This is a genomic window from Natronocella acetinitrilica (assembly GCF_024170285.1).
GTDB lineage: Bacteria > Pseudomonadota > Gammaproteobacteria > Nitrococcales > Aquisalimonadaceae > Natronocella > Natronocella acetinitrilica.
The window spans coordinates 40312-57404 of record NZ_JALJXV010000006.1 but is presented as its reverse complement, the minus strand read 5'-3'; the positions used below and the strand labels follow the sequence as shown (position 1 = coordinate 57404).

The 17093-nt window shown below is 61.5% G+C and carries 18 protein-coding genes; 8 read left to right on the top strand and 10 right to left on the bottom strand.

Annotated features, from left to right (window positions below):
• The first annotated feature begins 304 nt into the window (after nucleotides 1–304).
• The 5 genes from J2T57_RS12715 (at nucleotide 305) to J2T57_RS12695 (ending at nucleotide 4245) form a co-directional block, all read left to right on the top strand.
• The gene (locus tag J2T57_RS12715) at nucleotides 305–844 is read left to right on the top strand and encodes a DUF4426 domain-containing protein (protein ID WP_253478864.1); all 540 of its coding nucleotides are present in this window, start codon (nucleotides 305–307) and stop codon (nucleotides 842–844) included.
• Between the two features lie 267 nt (nucleotides 845–1111).
• Nucleotides 1112–1828, top strand: a complete 717-nt coding sequence (gene gntA, locus J2T57_RS12710; RefSeq protein WP_253478862.1) for a guanitoxin biosynthesis heme-dependent pre-guanitoxin N-hydroxylase GntA — start codon at nucleotides 1112–1114, stop codon at nucleotides 1826–1828.
• On the top strand, nucleotides 1825–2424 hold the full coding sequence (locus tag J2T57_RS12705; RefSeq protein ID WP_253478860.1) for a DUF1989 domain-containing protein: 600 nt from the start codon (nucleotides 1825–1827) through the stop codon (nucleotides 2422–2424). The genes gntA and J2T57_RS12705 overlap by 4 nt, the downstream gene beginning before the upstream one ends.
• Before the next feature lie 146 nt (nucleotides 2425–2570).
• Entirely contained in the window at nucleotides 2571–2978 is a 408-nt protein-coding gene (locus tag J2T57_RS12700) for a CopG family transcriptional regulator (protein ID WP_253478858.1), read from the top strand.
• Between the two features lie 70 nt (nucleotides 2979–3048).
• Nucleotides 3049–4245, top strand: coding sequence for an extracellular catalytic domain type 1 short-chain-length polyhydroxyalkanoate depolymerase (locus J2T57_RS12695; protein ID WP_253478856.1), 1197 nt, complete (start codon nucleotides 3049–3051; stop codon nucleotides 4243–4245).
• Between the two features lie 163 nt (nucleotides 4246–4408).
• Here the strand turns inward: J2T57_RS12695 and J2T57_RS12690 are convergent, their stop codons facing one another.
• From J2T57_RS12690 to J2T57_RS12675, 4 genes are all read right to left on the bottom strand, one after another.
• Nucleotides 4409–4798 (bottom strand): CBS domain-containing protein, encoded by a 390-nt coding sequence (locus tag J2T57_RS12690; RefSeq protein ID WP_253478854.1) that lies wholly within the window; start codon nucleotides 4796–4798, stop codon nucleotides 4409–4411.
• 9 nt (nucleotides 4799–4807) lie between these two features.
• Nucleotides 4808–5155, bottom strand: coding sequence for a P-II family nitrogen regulator (locus tag J2T57_RS12685; protein WP_253478852.1), 348 nt, complete (start codon nucleotides 5153–5155; stop codon nucleotides 4808–4810).
• Entirely contained in the window at nucleotides 5155–6663 is a 1509-nt protein-coding gene (locus J2T57_RS12680; RefSeq protein ID WP_253478850.1) for a DUF1538 domain-containing protein, read from the bottom strand. Before J2T57_RS12680 ends, J2T57_RS12685 begins: the two co-directional genes overlap by 1 nt.
• A 75-nt stretch (nucleotides 6664–6738) precedes the next feature.
• Nucleotides 6739–7299, bottom strand: a complete 561-nt coding sequence (locus J2T57_RS12675) for a cytochrome b (protein ID WP_253478849.1) — start codon at nucleotides 7297–7299, stop codon at nucleotides 6739–6741.
• Between the two features lie 159 nt (nucleotides 7300–7458).
• On the opposite strand from J2T57_RS12675, the gene J2T57_RS12670 reads away from it, so the two are divergent.
• Together J2T57_RS12670 and J2T57_RS12665 are read left to right on the top strand one after the other, a co-directional pair.
• Nucleotides 7459–8445 carry an NADPH:quinone reductase gene (locus J2T57_RS12670; protein ID WP_253478847.1) on the top strand — a complete coding sequence of 329 codons (987 nt, stop codon included), beginning with the start codon at nucleotides 7459–7461 and terminating at the stop codon, nucleotides 8443–8445.
• Between the two features lie 105 nt (nucleotides 8446–8550).
• Nucleotides 8551–9960: a DUF3300 domain-containing protein gene (locus tag J2T57_RS12665; protein WP_253478845.1), complete on the top strand. Its 1410-nt coding sequence runs from the start codon at nucleotides 8551–8553 to the stop codon at nucleotides 9958–9960.
• Nucleotides 9961–9968: 8 nt separating this feature from the next.
• Here J2T57_RS12665 and J2T57_RS12660 read toward each other — a convergent pair whose 3' ends face one another.
• The 6 genes from J2T57_RS12660 to J2T57_RS12635 form a co-directional block, all read right to left on the bottom strand.
• Nucleotides 9969–11969 (bottom strand): TRAP transporter permease, encoded by a 2001-nt coding sequence (locus J2T57_RS12660; protein WP_253478843.1) that lies wholly within the window; start codon nucleotides 11967–11969, stop codon nucleotides 9969–9971.
• Between the two features lie 106 nt (nucleotides 11970–12075).
• Nucleotides 12076–13113: a TAXI family TRAP transporter solute-binding subunit gene (locus J2T57_RS12655; RefSeq protein WP_253478841.1), complete on the bottom strand. Its 1038-nt coding sequence runs from the start codon at nucleotides 13111–13113 to the stop codon at nucleotides 12076–12078.
• Between the two features lie 147 nt (nucleotides 13114–13260).
• The gene (locus J2T57_RS12650; protein WP_253478839.1) at nucleotides 13261–13749 is read right to left on the bottom strand and encodes an FxsA family protein; all 489 of its coding nucleotides are present in this window, start codon (nucleotides 13747–13749) and stop codon (nucleotides 13261–13263) included.
• Between the two features lie 29 nt (nucleotides 13750–13778).
• Nucleotides 13779–14891 (bottom strand): nickel/cobalt transporter, encoded by a 1113-nt coding sequence (locus J2T57_RS12645; protein WP_253478837.1) that lies wholly within the window; start codon nucleotides 14889–14891, stop codon nucleotides 13779–13781.
• Nucleotides 14888–15541, bottom strand: a complete 654-nt coding sequence (locus J2T57_RS12640) for a DUF1007 family protein (RefSeq protein WP_253478835.1) — start codon at nucleotides 15539–15541, stop codon at nucleotides 14888–14890. Before J2T57_RS12640 ends, J2T57_RS12645 begins: the two co-directional genes overlap by 4 nt.
• Before the next feature lie 134 nt (nucleotides 15542–15675).
• Complete coding sequence (locus J2T57_RS12635) at nucleotides 15676–16236, bottom strand: hypothetical protein (protein ID WP_253478833.1); 561 nt, start codon at nucleotides 16234–16236, stop codon at nucleotides 15676–15678.
• Nucleotides 16237–16558: 322 nt separating this feature from the next.
• Between J2T57_RS12635 and J2T57_RS12630 the strand changes: the two genes are divergently transcribed.
• Complete coding sequence (locus tag J2T57_RS12630) at nucleotides 16559–17092, top strand: 4Fe-4S dicluster domain-containing protein (protein ID WP_253478831.1); 534 nt, start codon at nucleotides 16559–16561, stop codon at nucleotides 17090–17092.
• The last annotated feature ends 1 nt before the right edge of the window (nucleotide 17093 follow it).

Sequence of the window (17093 nt, the reverse complement as noted above, 5' to 3'; positions counted from 1 at the left end):
GCGCATAGTGAACGCTCCAGCTTGTTTCCGGAGTGTTACATCTGCGAGGGGAAATGGATGTTCGTTATCGCACTATTCTGGTCAAGCCAAAAAATGCCAGGAAACCGGTAAGCGACCGCCGAAAACCGGACGTGAGCGCGGCGGCGTGAATATTTCAGCGCTTCCCTGGTGTCCCGAAACAGACGTTCGCTCAGTCCGACATCGCACAGACGCGGTTTCCACTGTCCTCAAGAGTAATGGTCGCCGTTCGCGCAAGGGAAGCGCTTTAGCGGCTTAATCCCATTGCCGTGGAGTAGAACGCATCATGAATATCGTGCAAGGAAATACCGTCCACAACGTCGCGCTTTCCGTCGTGATGTTGGTCGGGCTGGCCGGCTGTGACGGAACTGAGCAGGTCGACAACTCGGCCGAGACTCAAGAATCTGTCGAGCAGTCGGCTGGGGATCAGCAGCCGCTGGGACATGTCGTCGAATTTGATGATTTTACTGTCCAGGCTAATGTCGTCCGTGCCCATGTTCTGCCCGAGGCCATGACGCAGCGTTACGGCATCGAACCCGAATCGGATCTGGTCCTGCTCAACCTCGTCGTTCTCGACAATCGACAGGATCAGGCAGCCGTTCCGGCAGACTTGACTGTGAAACACGAGAATCTGAGCGGTCACGGCGAAACCATCGACATGCGCGCAGTCGAAGCCGACGGCCATGTCTCGTACTTCGGCACCGTGGACGCCAGCGGTCAGCGGAATTTTGAGTTCATCATCGAGGCGCAGCCTGAAGGCGCCGACGAGCCACTGCACATGACCTTCAACGTGCAACTAGAGGCATTCGAGTTGGATGAAGACTAGCCGATATGTGTCACGCAGTCGTGCCGTTGCCATCGACGAGATGAACTACGTGGGTAGGCATACAGACCTCGCTTGCGACGACCGTTAGTGTGTCTTAACAGGTCGGCCGCGTAGGCCCTGAGCAACTTGGCCGGGCTGTGCGCCCCGTCTGCTGCAGTCCCCCTGAAATTGCGGCAATTCCGCATTGTCACAGTCACCGCCTGGAGCGCGCCGACTGCGCCAGTCGGTTTCTGTCGCTATGGGAAATTTGCGAATTAGCGAGATTTTATGATGCGTACTGAAAGCAATATTGCAACTGAACCGAACCCCATGCCCCTGCAGGATCTGGGCGCTCGCTTTCTGGAGTTTCTCGGTGGCGTTACCTATCCGTGCGTGGGCGCCAAGTCAGCGTTGGCCCGTGGCTCCATCGAAACGCAGGAGTTTGGGCGATTGGGTGACCGCGCCAATGACCGGCTGCTGATAGAGGGGCTATCGCACTTCGTCTCCATGATCGAATCAAGTTCCGCCGATGAAGATATCGTGCACTCCTACGTCGCCATATTCCGCGAGCCCACCGACTTGAACGAACTTCAATTCGAGTCGTTGATGTGGTCGCAGCTATGGCGCATTCACCGGCTTGATGTTCTGGCGGGAAATCTTCCTGCGGAGGACGTCAGTGATGACACCGAAAGCCCGCACTTCAGCCTGAGCATTTCCGGCCATCCGTTTTTCCTGATTGGGCTCCACGCGAAGGCGTCGCGACTCGCCAGGCGGTTTAGACATCCGGCCTTGGTGTTCAATTCTCACCGCCAGTTCGAGAAGCTACGAGAGGATGGGCGCTATGGGAAGATGCAATCCGCCACTCGGTCACGCGATATCGACTTGCAGGGATCCGTGAATCCCAACCTGGCGGATTTCGGCGATGCGAGCGAGGCCAGGCAATACAGTGGCCGTGAGGTGGAGGTCGGTTGGCAATGCCCTTACGATTTCAGAGAGAAGTCGTGAATGCCGATACGGCGACGGTAAGGATTCCGCCCTGCTCAGCACGGACAGTCGAGCTTTCCCTGGGCCATGAACTGGTGATTATCGATCCCGAAGGCCAGCAGGTAAGTGACTTGGTGGCTTTTGGACGTCCGGACAGTGCGGAGTACCTCTCTTCAGGGCGTTCTCTTGATTACGCCTCACGGCTGTGGCTCACCACGGGTGATGTGCTGTACTCGAACCGCAGCCGGCCAATGTTCACCATCCTGGAGGACACCTGCGGCCGGCATGACTTTACGTTGACCCCCTGCTCGAAAGATACCTTCAAGCTCATCTATGGGGAGAGCGAGGGGCGCCCGGGTTGCGAGGGCAATCTGGTCTCCGTACTGGCCCCTTACGGTATCGGTGTCGATCGCATTCCCGTCGCGTTCAACGTCTTTATGCATGTTGAGATCGATGCCACAACAGGGGAGTTCCGCGTGCGACCGCCACGCAGCAACGCAGGGGATTTTGTCCGCCTGCGGGCTGAGATGCCCCTCGTGGTGGCGATGACTGCATGCTCCGCTGGGCAGTCGAACAACTTCCGCTACAAGCCGATTGATTTTCAGGTCGTGCGCTAGTGTTCCGCAGCGCGCAATGGCTCCTTACCTGATTTGCTGAAGCGCTCTCCGGGCGCCTCGGTCTTCCCTTTTACGTGCCAATTTCCCCGCAGGGGTTGCAAACCCTCCCAATACCATCCATATAGATGGTCTATGGAGGTTTTCTCATGACTGAAATACGTGGAAAGGGCGGCGAGTCCGAGAAGATCACGATCAACCTGGGGGCAGTCGACCTCGGCCAGATCGACCTGCTGGTGCAGGAGGGCTTCTATTCGAATCGCACCGATTTAATCCGCACGGCGATTCGCAACCAGTTGGCCGGCCATGCCGACGTCGTCAAACAGACCGTAACGCGCAAGGCCTTTGTACTGGGGCTGCAGCACTACAGCCGCAAGGACCTGGAGGCGTTGCGGGATGCCGGCGAGCGGGTGCAGATCCAGGTGCTGGGCCTGGCCAGCATCGCCGATGACGTGTCGCCCGAATTGGCTCGTACGACCATCGAATCCGTCACCGTGCTCGGTGTGCTGCAAGCCAGCCGGGAGGTCAAGGCCGCGCTGGCCGATCGGATGCGCTGACACTGCGCTCGCCTGAACTGGAACTGTCGATTCTCTGGGGGAATCCCCAACCAAACTGGAGCCATTAGCGATGAATCAAGCCATGCTCGCTGGAATGCATGAAGCCACCCGTCTGACGCGGGCCGGCCAGCTCAACGAAGCCACCGCCATGATCCAACGGACGCTGCGCGGCGAGGCCGCGGCCGACCCGGTTGCCCAACCGGAGGAGCACTGGGCGAAGGCGCCCATTGAAGGCAGCTTCCGCGTCGTCAACGACGGCGGGGCCGAGCCGTCGGCAAAAACGGAACGCACGGAACGCCGCCCGGTTTACCCTTTCGATACTCGCGATAGCCTGTTGCAGGGCTTTGAGCTGCCGTCCCTCCGGCCTCAGCGGCGGCGCCATGCACCGACCGACCTGATCCCCGACGGCGGACGCTTCATCGACGGCAGCTACGGTAATCAGGCGGGGACGCGGAGCTACAAGCTGTACATCCCCAGCAGCTACCGCGGCCAGGCGCTGCCACTCGTGCTCATGCTGCATGGCTGTACCCAGGACCCCGATGACTTCGCGGCCGGCACACGCATGAATCACCTGGCGGAGGCCCAGGACTGCCTGGTGCTATACCCGGCGCAGTCGCCTGGCGCCAATCTGCAGAAGTGCTGGAACTGGTTCAGGAACGGCGATCAGCAGCGCGACGGTGGCGAACCGTCACTGCTCGCCGGCATGACGCGGGAGGTCATCACCCGCTATGGGCTGGACCAGCGCCGGGTCTACGTCGCTGGCCTGTCCTCGGGTGGGGCGATGGCGGCGATCCTGGGCGCTACCCACCCCGATCTTTACGCCGCCGTAGGCATCCATTCCGGACTTGCCGCCGGTGCCGCTGGTGATTTGCCGTCTGCCTTCGCTGCCATGCGCCAGGGTGGCGCAGGCTTCGGCCCGGCTGACTATCGCGTACCGACCATCGTCTTTCACGGCGATAGCGACACCACCGTGCACCCGCGCAACGGCGAGCTGGTGATTGCCCAGGCGACGGCGGGTGCCACCACAGGCGGAAAGCCCAGGGTCAGCAAGCATCGTGGTCAGGTGCCGGGAGGCCATGCCTACACGCGCGCCGTCTATGTTGATCCCGACGGGGGGGTGTTCATGGAGCATTGGCTGATCCACGGCGCCGGTCACGCCTGGGCCGGTGGCAGCGACAGTGGCTCCTACACCGATCCCAAGGGTCCCGATGCGACGTGCGAGATGCTGCGGTTTTTCTCTCAACAGGTCCTGGCCGCCGCGTGCTGAATGAATACTTTTGACGTCAATAGTTGCGTTGAGCGCCTTGAAGGAAGCGCCGTTATAGAGCGGGGCAGGTGGAGACCAACATGGTGATACCCGATTGCATGCACTTGTTGTGTCGAAGAAATTCGGCAAAAAATAACGGAGCTTGCAACCGGGTCGACCCCGACTACTCTTCCGCCAGCTCGAGGATGGGCCGCACGATGTCATTCATCGCGATAATGCCCTGAAGCTGGTTGTTCTCGAGAACGATAATGCGGCGGAAATCGTGATTCACCATCAATCTCGCTACATGCTTGACATCCAGTTCGGCGGAGACGGAGATCACCGGCTTGGTGCAAACGTCGTAGACGTTGATCAGGTCAATATCGCCTTCTTCTGCAACAATAGTGCGCAGGATGGTCGTGTAGGTGATGATGCCGTAGGCGTCATGGGCGTTCTGCTTCTCCACCACGAGAGACTTTACGCCCTTGCTGCGCATTGCCTGCATGGCCTGCCTGATCGTGGCCCGCGGTGAGATGGTGACCACGTCGGTTTGCATGATGTCCTTGACTAGCATGGCAACTCCCTAGAGTTGATCGAGAATACGTGATTCGAACTGCTCGACCTGGGCCAGATCGATACCGGCAATGTGCTCGATGGGCACGGTAAACACCACGCCCTTGCTGCTTGATGCCAGGTCCAGGTCCCGGGTCATCCGTTTCAGCACGGCAACGGACAGCTTCCGTTCCAGCACGAAGACCAGCGCGGACTGACTGCCTTCGTAGGTCAGCCCGAGAAAGGTCTTTTTCTCTTCCCCACCCATGCCCCGGGCGTCGAGGATAGTGACACCGCCAGCGCCCGCGCTACGCGCGGAGTCGATGGCCTGCTCCTCGAGATCGTCGGCGAGTATGGCAACCAGTACGGCAAACTTCATCACGGTACTCCCTTCGCCCGCGCGGCGAATTCAACGGCGATAGCATAGAGCATGACGGTCACGATTGGGAAAATGGAGGCAAAGGCGATCAGACCGAAGCCATCCAGTAGTGGATTGCGACCATCGAGGTGTGTGGCGAGTCCAATCCCCAGCGCTGTGACCAGCGGCACGGTCACCTCCGATGTCGTGACCCCCCCCAGATCATAGGCCAGCGCCACGATGTATTTCGGCGCAAGAAAGGTCAGGATGATCACCAGCGTATAGCCAGTCATTATGTACAGATGGATGGAGTCGCCGCTGATGATGCGATGCACGCCGATGGTGATGCCAATGGCGACGCCAAGCGCCACGAGCAGGCGAATGACGTTGCCCTGCAACTTTCCCTTGCCTGCCTCCTCGGCCTTCTGGCCAATGGCAATCAGGGCCGGTTCGGCCATGGTGGTGGCAAAGCCGATGCAGAAGGCGAACAGGTAGATGTAGAGAACCGCCTCCAGCGAAATCAGCTGCTCCGCCATGCTCTGCCCAACGGGAAACAGGCCGAGTTTGAGGCCGACTACGAAAGCATAGAGCCCGACGATGACGAGAATGAAGCCGGCGACCACCTTCTCCAGGTGAGCAATGCGCTTGCGAATCACTACATACTGGAAAAACAGGATGACAATGATGATCGGAAGCACGTCCCGCAGCATGGAGAAGAGGTCTGTCACCATGCCTAGCAACATGCTTCCAGCCACGGGTGCGACGGCCTCGTCAACGGTCGGATCCATTGCGAGATCGTTTCCGCCCAGTTCGCCCGCGTCGCCAAAGGTATATACAACGATGCCGTAGAGCTGCACCGAGATCATCGGCACCATGACGCACAGTGCCACCAGCCCGAAGCCGTGACTGAGCGCATTCCTGCCGCGCAATGAGGTCGCCAGACCGATACCCAAGGCTGCAATGAGGGGCACGGTGACGATATTGGTGGTCACGCCCCCGGAGTCATAGGCAAGCCCGACAATTTCCGCGGGCGCGAAGAATGTGACCAGCACCACCAGCACGTAGCCGATGATCATGTACCAGTGCAGGCTGTGGCCGAGGACGATGCGCACCACCCCCAGGGCCACAACGGCACCGACAGAGGTCGCCACCAGCAATCGCAGCGTAAAGGCGTTGATTCTGCCTTCGCTGATCACCTGGGCCTGCTCGGCTACCGCGATCAGGGCCGGCTCGGCGATGACCGCAGCGAAGCCGAGGAAAAAGCCGAAGATCATCAGCAGCGGCAGTGAGCCCTTCTTGGCGAATGCGTTGGACAGGTTCTTGCCGATGGGGAAGATACTGAGTTCCAGGCCCTGCAGGAACAGGGCGATGCCCAGCACAACGACCAGCAGCCCGAACACGATGGACAGCAGGTCCGGCGGAACCTGCCGCATAATGGCGAACTGAAAGATCGCCACCACGATAATGATGGGGAGCAGATTGCGAAATGCGTGCCCGAGAATCCCGCCGAATGCCTTGAGCTGTTCCAAGTCTATGCCGCTTGCGCGTCGTGACGCTCCATGGAGTCCGCAGCCGACGATAGCACAGGGTGCGGGCTCAATGGATCAGCGATTGCCTCCGAGCAGACTCATGCGCTGCATCACTCCGTCACGCCGCACCTTCCAGTGATACAGGGCCGCACTGATGTGAATCACGGCAAGAACGAGGATCAGCCAACCGACGCGTCCGTGCCAGGCGAACAGCGTCTCGGAGAGCGCCGGATCCCTGCCGATCAGGCCTGGCAGGTTGAACTGGAAGAACTGCACCGGATAGCCACCGGATGCCGTCGCTAGCCACCCGAGTACAGGCATGGTGAACAACAGGACGTAGAGAGTGATGTGAACGGCGTTGCTGGCCCATTTCTGTGCCGGTGGCAATGCCTGCTCGTAAGCCGGCTTGCCGAACACCAGGCGGCTGATCAGGCGCAACACCATCAGGCCGAGTATCGTGACACCCAGCGTCTTGTGGTAGGTGTAGACGAAATCTGTTCCCGCCTGCCCGAAGCGCTCCATTGCTCCTTCGAAGCCGAGGAAACCCAGGGTCATGCCGCTGGCAAGCGACAGCAGTATCAGGATCGCGATGCCCCAGTGCAGTAGCCGGTGGGGGAGTGCATAGCGTGTGCCCATATCTTCGCAGTGTCTCCTTAGCTCATGCCTAGCCATGTGATTGCAATTTGGCAGGATGGTTCGCCAATTGACTCGAGGGCGAACGGGCGAATCAATCAGTGTCTCCCTGATGCATAATGCCACCCACGAGTTTTCGCTAGCCAGTCTGGAGAATCTGCAATGCTTGCTGCGTTTTACGAAAAGACGGGTCCCGCCGCCGACGTGCTTCGAGTCGACGAAATGCCCACGCCGGAGCCGGGTGCAGGTGAAGTCCGCGTGCGTATCGCCTGGAGTGGCGTGAACCCCTCCGACGTAAAGGCACGGGCTGGGGTTCGCTCCACCACCCTGCCGTTCCCGCGCATGACGCCGCACAGTGACGGCGCCGGCGTGATAGACGCAGTGGGTGCCGGAGTGGATCAGGCACGGGTCGGCGAGTCCGTGTGGGTGTACAACGGGGCCTGGGGGCGTCCCAACGGCACTGCGGCGCAGTATTGCGTGCTGCCGGAGGAACAGGCAGTTCCCCTGCCGGCGGGTGTTGGCGGAGACGTAGGCGCCTGCATGGGTATTCCGGCGCTGACCGCTTATCATGCCGTGCACTGCAATGGTGGTGTGGCGGGACAGCGCGTTCTGGTCACCGGTGGTGCCGGTGCCGTGTCCCAGTACGCGATTCAGATGGCCATACTGGCAGGCGCCCGGCAAGTGCTTGCAACGGCGAGCACGCCAGAGAAGCAGGCGGTTGCCCGGGATCTGGGAGCCCAGACCGTTATCGACTACCGCAGGGCTGACGCGGCCGAACAGTTGCTAGCGGCTACCGGCGGCGAGGGCGTGGATCGCGTCATCGAGATCGAGTTCTCCACTAATGCAGAACTCGACCTTGCTGCCCTGCGCACGGGCGGCCTCATCGTGGTCTACGGCAGCGATCGGGCGGAGATGCCTGTGCCCTTTTACCCGGCAATACTCAAGCATGCCCTGATTCAGTTCTTCATCGTCTACACGTTACCGGCCGACGCCCGCCAGGTTGCAGTCAAGGGCGTGACCGATTTGTTGAAGTCCGGATCATTGCGGCATCCCATTGCGCATCGACTGCCCCTGTCCCGGATTGCCGAGGCTCATGACCTGGTGGAGCTTCGACGCGTGGTTGGCAACGTGGTGCTGGAAGTGAGTTGACGTCCATGCCCGACAGGCGCGTCGGGAACGCCCCAGGGGGCCTGTGGTCTGCTTCTATTCAGGCACGAAGTTCAGCCACCGGGTCCGGCGGCAGGGAGGTCGAACATGAAGCGCCTCGCTATGGTAGTCCTCTTGCTCCTGCTGGGGCCGGCGCTGGTCCACGGGTCCGACCGGAGTGATGGTGGATACAGCGAGGCCGAGATTCACCGCCTGCTGGCACCCATCGCGCTCTATCCCGACACATTGCTCTCGCAGGTTCTGATCGCCTCCACGTATCCCCTTGAGGTGGTGGAAGCCGCCCGCTGGTCTCGGGCCAATCCCGGCATGGACGGTGCGCAAGCCGTGGAGGCAGCCGGTGATCGGGGCTGGGACCCAAGCGTCACGGCACTGGTGGCCTTCCCTGATCTGATTGAGCGGATGAGCAGCGATCTCGACTGGACCACGCAGTTGGGAGACGCCTTTCTGTTCCAGGAAGACGACGTCATCAAAGCGGTCCAGGTATTGCGCCAGCGGGCTGATGCTGCAGGCGGGCTGGAGGGCCTGGATCAGGTTGATGTCATTCGCGAGCGGGAGGTGATAGTGATCCGCTCCCGTGCGCCGGATGTGGTTTACGTTCCCTACTTCAATCCGACCGTGGTCTACGGCAACTGGTGGTACCCCGCGTACCCGCCGGTCTACTGGCATCCGCCTCGCGGATACCACAGCCATGCCGGTATTTTCTGGTCGTCTGGGGTCGTGGTTTCCAGCGGCTTTTTCTTCAGCTCCGTCGATTGGGGCCGTCGCAACGTATTCGTCGTCAACATCCATCGCCCGCCACAGCCGCCGCCGGCCCGTTATCGCGCCGGATACCTCAAGCCGGGAAGTTACCATTCCTGGCGTCATCGACCCCAGCATCGCCGGGGCGTCGCCTACCGTCACACGCAGCAGGGCTGGTCCGGGTATCGAGTCACCCGCCCGCAGCAGTCGACCACACGTCGAGGCAGCCAGTCGCAACGCCGCTCTTGGGAGGCACAGGCGCCTCGGCAGATTCGCTCGGTGCCGCGCACCAGCGCGGCCCCACAGCAGCGGCCTCGTCGGTTCGAGCAGAGCCGGACGGAGCAACACCGCAGCCAGCCACGGCCGACCACCCGAGGAAACTGGTCCGGTCAACGCAGCGGTAGTCGGAACGAAAGCTCTGCCATGCCATCCCAGCGCCGGGGCAGCTCGGGAAACGCCCTGCAGGGCGGCCCACGGGTTGATCGCAGCAATCCGCTGCATGGTTCCGGCAGGCAGGGCCAGGCCCGCCGTGATAGTGGCGGACAGCGCCAGCATCGCTCCGGCGGCGCCCGTAGCGGTGGCGAGTCACGTCAGCGGCAGTGGAGCAATCGCTCGTCCGGCGGCCAAAGGGGCGGGGCCGCAGGGCAGGCGAGAGGCGGCGGCATCGCCGAATCCCGGCGTGGCAATGTCCGTCACCAGCGCCAGGGGCGGGGGCAAGGACAGCGTGGCGGTCAAAGGATACGCAGCGGTAGCCGTTAGCTACCGCTTCACCCACCCTTGCTGACGACGATGTCCACTTCCTCTACCGGCGCATCACTCAAGACTTCCTGGCGTGCCCGGTAGGCGCGGAATAGCCCGGCACCCAGCCCTGCAAGCACCACCAGCGAGGCCATCAGCGACATGGTGTTGTCGGGGTGGAACAGGGTCAGTAGCGAGATCGCGATCAGGCTCAGCCGCAACAATCGGTCCATGCTCGTATTGCTGTGGAATCTGCCCTGCAGCCCGAAGATGATCCCCAGGGTACCCACCGAGACAAGGAAGATGGCGCCCAGTTGCGCGACGCCTGGCTCCAGCACCAGCTCCGGCCGGGTGAATACCGCAAACATCATGACGATCAGCGGAATGCACAGGCCCAGCGAGTCGATCATGGTGCGCACGAATGGCGCCTCCGCAATTCTCGACGTCACCGCTGCTGTCACCGAGGTTGGTGGTGACAACTCACCGAATACGGCGACGAAGAAAGCGAAGAAGTGCACCACCCAGGGGTCAATGCCGGCGCGGATCATGAATGGCGCGATCACCACGGCCACCACGATATACGTAGGCGCCACTGGCAGGCCCATACCCACCAGGTAGCCAAAGGCAAAAGCCACCAGGACCATCAGCACCAGGTTGATGGAGGCGACTTCCATGACCAGGATGCCCACCTTCGTAGGCACGCCGGTCACCGTGAATGCTGCGGTGAGAATGCCCAATGTCGCCAGCAGGATGGTCAACTCGGCGGTGGTGAGGGCGAAAGTGTCCACCATCTTGTGGAATGGCCGGATGAGTTCCTTCGGATGCCAGTTGCGTTGCCAGATACGCTGGGCAAGGAAGAGGGTGCCAAGCCCGATGGCGAGATACACGAACACGGTCTGGGCCGATGTCATGGCGGCCTTGCGCTCGAACCCCATCAGATAGATCAGGCCGCAAACGCCGAGCAGGTAGGCGGCAATGTTTACCCAGTCCAGCATCTTCATGGGCTCGACCTTCGGCATCACGGCCTTGCGCTGGTAGCGGACCGCCAGCAGGTAGACCGCGACGCAGACGCCGAGGAAGTAGATCATGGCCGGGCCGAAGCCGCGGGCGACCACATCGAAATAACTCACCCCCATGATCTCCGCCATCATGAAGGCGGCGATACCCATCAGCGGCGGCATCAACTGGCCACCGAGGGAAGACGCCGTCTCGACTGCGGCCGCCTTCACCCTGGGGAAGCCGCTGCGAATCAAGGCCGGAATCGTGGCAGTGCCAGTGGTTGCCGCATTGGCGGCCCCGCTGCCGCTCACTGCGGCAACGGCGAAGGAGCCCACAACGGCGGTTTGCGGCAGCATGGCCGGTGACCGTGCGGCAAGCCGGGCGCTGCCCTTGAGAATCGAGTCGATGCAGTCGAAGGCGCGCAACACCGCCAGAACCAGAATGAAGGAGCCGATCAGCGTGAGCCCGAGCTGTGACAGGCGTTCGAAGACGCCGGTGCTCATTTCGATGCTGACAGCGCTGACCGCGCGATTGAACGAAATGCCGGGGTGGTTGAACAACCCCGGTATCATGTATCCATAGATGGTGTAGACCAGCAGGGTCAGATTGACCACGAAAAGCGCAAAGTACTTTCTGCGGGTGTACTCCAGCACCAGTGCGGCGATTGCGCCCCCGGCGAGATAGTCCGCCCGATCCCAGAAGCCGACCCGGAAGATACGAATGGCGTCGAACTCGCTGAGGATGTAGTAAGAGGCCCACAGACAGATGCCGGAATAGACGACTGCTGCCAGCAGCCCACCCCAATGGCCGAGCCGCGGGTAGAGTTCGCCGCGTCGTGCATCGTTCAGGAATACCAGCACGACGGTCATGGGCACCATGGCAACAGCGAGCCGGGTTGGCCCGCCGGCCCCCGTCATGTAATACCAGGAAAGGTGCGCGAAGAAATAAAGCGCTGCCACGAAGAACAGACAATGCGCGATCTTGCGGGGCAGGCTGAGGGGCTCTGCCTGCTGGGTCTCGTCCGTGCTCATGGGACGGCACTCGCGAACGGGTTACCGGGCGAAGCTGGTCCTTGCACGCCCGGCAACCGAATCGGAAGGGTCTTCAACGCATTGCTGAAGACCATGCTTGGGACGACTAGTCGGCGATCCGGTCGTCCCAGTCGCTATTCCAGACGTCACGCTCGCGCATGTACCGGGCCAGGCCGGGGTGTACCCGCACATCGTTGATGGAGGCTTCGACCCCGCGGCGCTGCATTTCCGGCATATCGTCGCGAATCTGCGCGAAAACCGAGTCTGCCCGGGCGAGTTCTTCAGCGTTTTCCTCGATGGTGACCAGCATGTTGTACATGTCTTCCTCGGACACATCCGGACCGAGGTGGAAGCCGTAGAAGAAGGGTACGAGCATCACTTCGTCGACATGCACGTCGGACTGGAACACACCGGGATCGAGGCTTACAACCTCCATGCCGGCATCACGCAAGGCCTGCACTTCCGACTCGTTGGGGTTGAGAATGGCCATATCGACGGACAACTCGGCCTCGGCCACCCAGGGCGCTACGGAGGATTCGCTGGCCGTATAGGCGATAAAGGCGTCAATAGTCCCGTCATCAAGGGAACTGCCAGCCAGGCCCAGGTCGAGTTCGCGATACTCGTGGCCGACTTCCAGCGTGTTCATGGCCCGTTCCAGCTGGGCACGCACGTCCCAGGGAGCCGGGCCGGTGAAGACCGGGCTGCCCGCCAGGTCACCCCAGCCACTGTAGTTCTCCAGATCGGATGCGCGGACCGCCAGCCCGACTTCCATGGTGTAGGCCCAGAAGGACTGTACCGGCTCGCGTTCCATGCGATCGCGGAAGCCCTCGAAGCGTCCGGTGTCATTGGCCAGTTCGTTGAATGCAATGTCCGCCCCGTAGTAGCCATCGAACTCGCCCATGGCATAGCCGCGGATGGTTGCGATGGCGCCCGGGGTGGGCATCACGTTGATGTTGAAGTTGTCCATCTCGCGATTGAGCACCGCCATGAGGTTCACCTTGGCACGATGCCCGGCCGAACCGGTGGCAGAGGTCGCCCAACGGAGCTGGGTCACTTCCTGCGCTGATGTGATCTGCGGCTGTGTGAGCAGGGTTGCTCCCATTACGGCAAGACCTGCGACGGTGGAAACAGCTAGGGTTTTCATTGATGACCCTCCTCGTCTAATCGTTATCGTCTCATTATCGTCGACACCGGCCCGTCTGTGGACCAGCCAGGAAGACGTTGACCTAGATACAAGAGATGTTTTCGTTGGATGTCAAATTCCGGAGCGTATTTGGCGCCCTTCAAAGCGCTACTGCCGGTCGATTGGTCCATCGGAATCGTCGCGCCGTTGGTATTCGCCCTCGATAACCCGGGGTTCGCCGCCGGCACCACCCTTGCCGGTGGGAGGATGTCGTCGGGTGCTCCCCTCGATCGGGCCGTAAACGACATGCACCCGCTTGAGAACCATCCCGACCAGTAACCGCCGCGTGAACGGAATCAGGCAGGCGAAACCGATGGCGTCGGTGAAGAAGCCCGGTGTCATCAGCAGCAAACCGCCGACGGCCAGGGCCACGCCTTCCAGCATTTCCAGGGCCGGCACGGTGCCTCGATCCAGGTTGGTTCGCGCGCGTTGCAGGGTTCTGATGCCCTGATGCCGGAGCAGGGCGGCACCAAGTAGCGCCGTCAGAATGCACAGTCCGATAGTGGGCACTGCGCCGATAACGCTGCCGATCTCGATGAGAATGAAAATCTCGATCAGCGGTGTGAAGAGAAGCAGGAGGAAAATGATCAGGGCCACTGCACACCTCGCCGGAGTCAGGGTCTGCGTCAGAGCCTGTAGAGTGCGGGGGTCGGATTGCCCAGCGCAGCGACAAGCAGGCTTACACCCGCGAAGAGTATCAGCACGCCGCCAACGATCGCCACCAGGTCGCCGGCCACGGCAAGGCGGACTGTGTCCATGCCCCGGGCAAGGCGCCGAGCCTGATCCCTGGAAAACACCGCCAGGGCGGCCAGCGTCGACACAGTGATCGCGGTGCCAAGTGCCATTGCCATGACGGCGCCAATGCCCACGGCCAGCAGGCCGAGCAGATTGGCGGCGGCGAGTATCAGGACCGCACCGGTGCAGGGTCGACTGCCAACGGCAAGAATGGCCCCCACCATGGCCCAGCGACTACCGTGCTGGTCCAGCGCTTGGGGTGCCACATGATGCGGGTGTCCGCAGCCACAGCCGGCGTCGTGCTGGTGACTATCCGGCGTAATGGTCGACCTGTCTGTCGAAATGGGCTGGAAGGACAGACTGCCGCGTTGTGCCGGGGCGAGGTCGCCAGCGCTGACCGGAGGTGGAGTAGCCGCGGTTGGTGCGGTCATGGCGCGGCGCCACAGGCGGCGTGCCGCCCGCAGCAGGAGCATGGCACCGAAGACGGCAAGGATCGCGAAACTGACCTGCTCCACCAGCCCCACTTGCTGCATGGCATCGCGACTCAGCCAGCCTGCGATCTTCACCAGCCCCACGACCAGCACGATTGCTGTCAGCCCCTGCAGTATCGAAGCGAGGAAAGAAAGCAGTAACCCGGTCCCCAGTCGGGCGGGATGGGTCAGCAGGTAGGCGGAAATCACCGCCTTGCCGTGGCCCGGGCCAGCAGCGTGAAAGACGCCATAGCCAAAACTGATCAGGAAAAGCCAGCCGATATTGGCCAGGGATGTATCCTGCCGAAGCTGCCGTATGCCGGCATTGAGCTGCTGATGCAGGGATCGCTGGGTGACCAGCATCCAGGTGACGGCACGCTCGCGCAGACCGGGGTTTTCCGACGCTGTGGATGTGGCGGTGGCCTGTCGGTCTTCCGCCGGTGGAGACTGGGCGAAGGGTGACTGGGCCGAGGCCAGCGGTGCCGCCAGCATCAACAGCAGCGCAATACCCAGCAAGTGCTTCAGGCGGATCATCGGCATTGCAGATTCACGCGCTGTGCGAAGTGACGGCCCAGCCCGTCGGCGCTGGCTGCACCGAGATCCACTGCCGCGGCACGGGCAATCTGTGATGGGTCGGGTTTCGGTTCATCGATGGTCACCTGGCAGGCATCTGTCGCGCCATTCAGGCTCACGGCGTCCGCTGATGGATGCAGCATCTCGATGTAGTAAACCGGGTCGTAGATCATGTAGCTCACTGAGCTGCCCCGTGCGTCAACTTGCTCCGGGAGTTGCAGGGTAAAGCGGAACTGGAGTTGTTCTCCGGCGGTGAGCTGTGCCTCTACGTTCGTCACCTCAGTGGCGCGGAGGCGCTCTTCGTCGACCTCGATGCGAGTGAGGTAATCGTAGTCACCCATGCTGGTGATCATCCGCGCAGCCATGCCGCGCAACTGCTCTGCGCGTGCATCTTCGGGATGCTCCTCGTCGAGTTCCTCAAGGAGAATCAGGGTATAGACCGGGTCAAAAACCCAGGTCTGGGTGAGGCCGCTCAGTTGTCGCTGTTCATCCATGTGCAGCTCAACGGATAGATCAATCCAGGCATGGGGATGTGCATGAAGAAGCACGGGGACGCAGAGGCCGACAATCAGCACGGCTACTAGCATCCGGCGACCGCCTTGCAGGCTCATTAGTACAGCTTTGTTCATCCGCAGAATACCCCTCGCGAAGTGCTGGCAGCGTAACAGGGTTTCATCGGAATGTCAGTTTGATAGGCGCCGAATCCAGAGTCACGATGAGCATTCCTGCGAGGCTGCACCGGAACTCAGATCATTGGCTCCGGGACATCGCTGACGGACTTCTCGATGTGACTCACATCAATCATCTCGCGCAGTAGTTGGCGCGACTGTTGATCATGCTGCGGTCCGCCCTCTCCCCGAAGCTTGTCATCCAGTTGGCGAAACGCCAGCCCCGCCCGACCGCCGGCCGCAGTAGTCACGTCGCGCAGGGCGACCCGGTTCAGGTCCGATACCAACAGCAGTCCGATGCGAATGCGCAGGATGGCCAGCACCCCGAGCAGACTCTCCCGGGATTGTTCAATTCGCTCCGGGTCGAGTCCGAGGTCGCGGATGAGTTCGCCACGCATGACATAGCGCTCTTCCAGCCGCTGCACGCGAAGCCGGGCACGGGCCTGATCTTCCAGCAACTGGTTGGTCTGGGCCGAGAGTTCGCCCTCGCGTTTCAGTGCCTGGGCGTACTGGTCCTCCCTGGCCTCCAGCAGGCGCTCGTAGTAGCGCTCCCGCGACAGGGCCCAGGCCAGCACCAGGATGAGTCCGATCAGCATGGCGCCGGAGGCAGCCAGAAGGAACGCCGTGAGGGGGTACATGTCCGGTCTCCCTAATCCATCTTTGGCCCGACTCCGGTCGGAAGATAGCACGCAGCCTGCCTGGTTAACGCGCGCCAGGTCACAGCTTGAGAAGCGATTCAGTGGCCACTTCGGGGTTATCGGCAAGTCTCGCAGGATCTGCAGTTCCGGCCTGACGCATCACCAGCCGATGTACCGGTTTTTGTGGTGGGCGAAGCGTCTTTCTGGCAGGGGGAACTTATCGTATGCTCGAAGTTCGGAGCAGTTGCAGCCAGCAACGATGTGCTGCGCCTGACTTCCTGTGCAAGGCACATAAACATAATGACATCCCGGAGGAGTGGAGATGCTTAAAGCCCTCAAGCTGGAGCCGGAAAAGTGTACCGGTTGCCTGCAATGCGAAATGGCCTGTTCCTACGAGAATACCGGCGCGTTCAACCCGGCACGCTCGCGAATCAAGGTATTCACGTTCCACGAAGAGGGTCGCTTCGCCCCCTATACCTGCACCCAGTGTGACGAAGCCTGGTGCATGCATGCCTGCCCGGTGGAGGCCATCGTGGTGGACATGGCCACCGGCGCGAAGAACGTGCTCGAGGATGTCTGCGTCGGCTGCAAGGTCTGCACCATTGCCTGCCCCTTCGGCACCGTCAACTACGAACAGGAAACCGGCAAGGTCATGAAGTGTGACCTTTGCGGCGGTGATCCGTGGTGCGCCAAGGCCTGCCCCACCGGCGCAATCACCTATGTCGCGGCGGATGACACAGGCATGGAGCGGATGCGGGCCTGGGCGCAGCAATCGCCCCAGGGTCCGGCCAGCACCAACGCGCCGCGGGAAAAGGCCATCAACGTGTACATGTCGGGTCAGCAGGGGAGTAACTAGC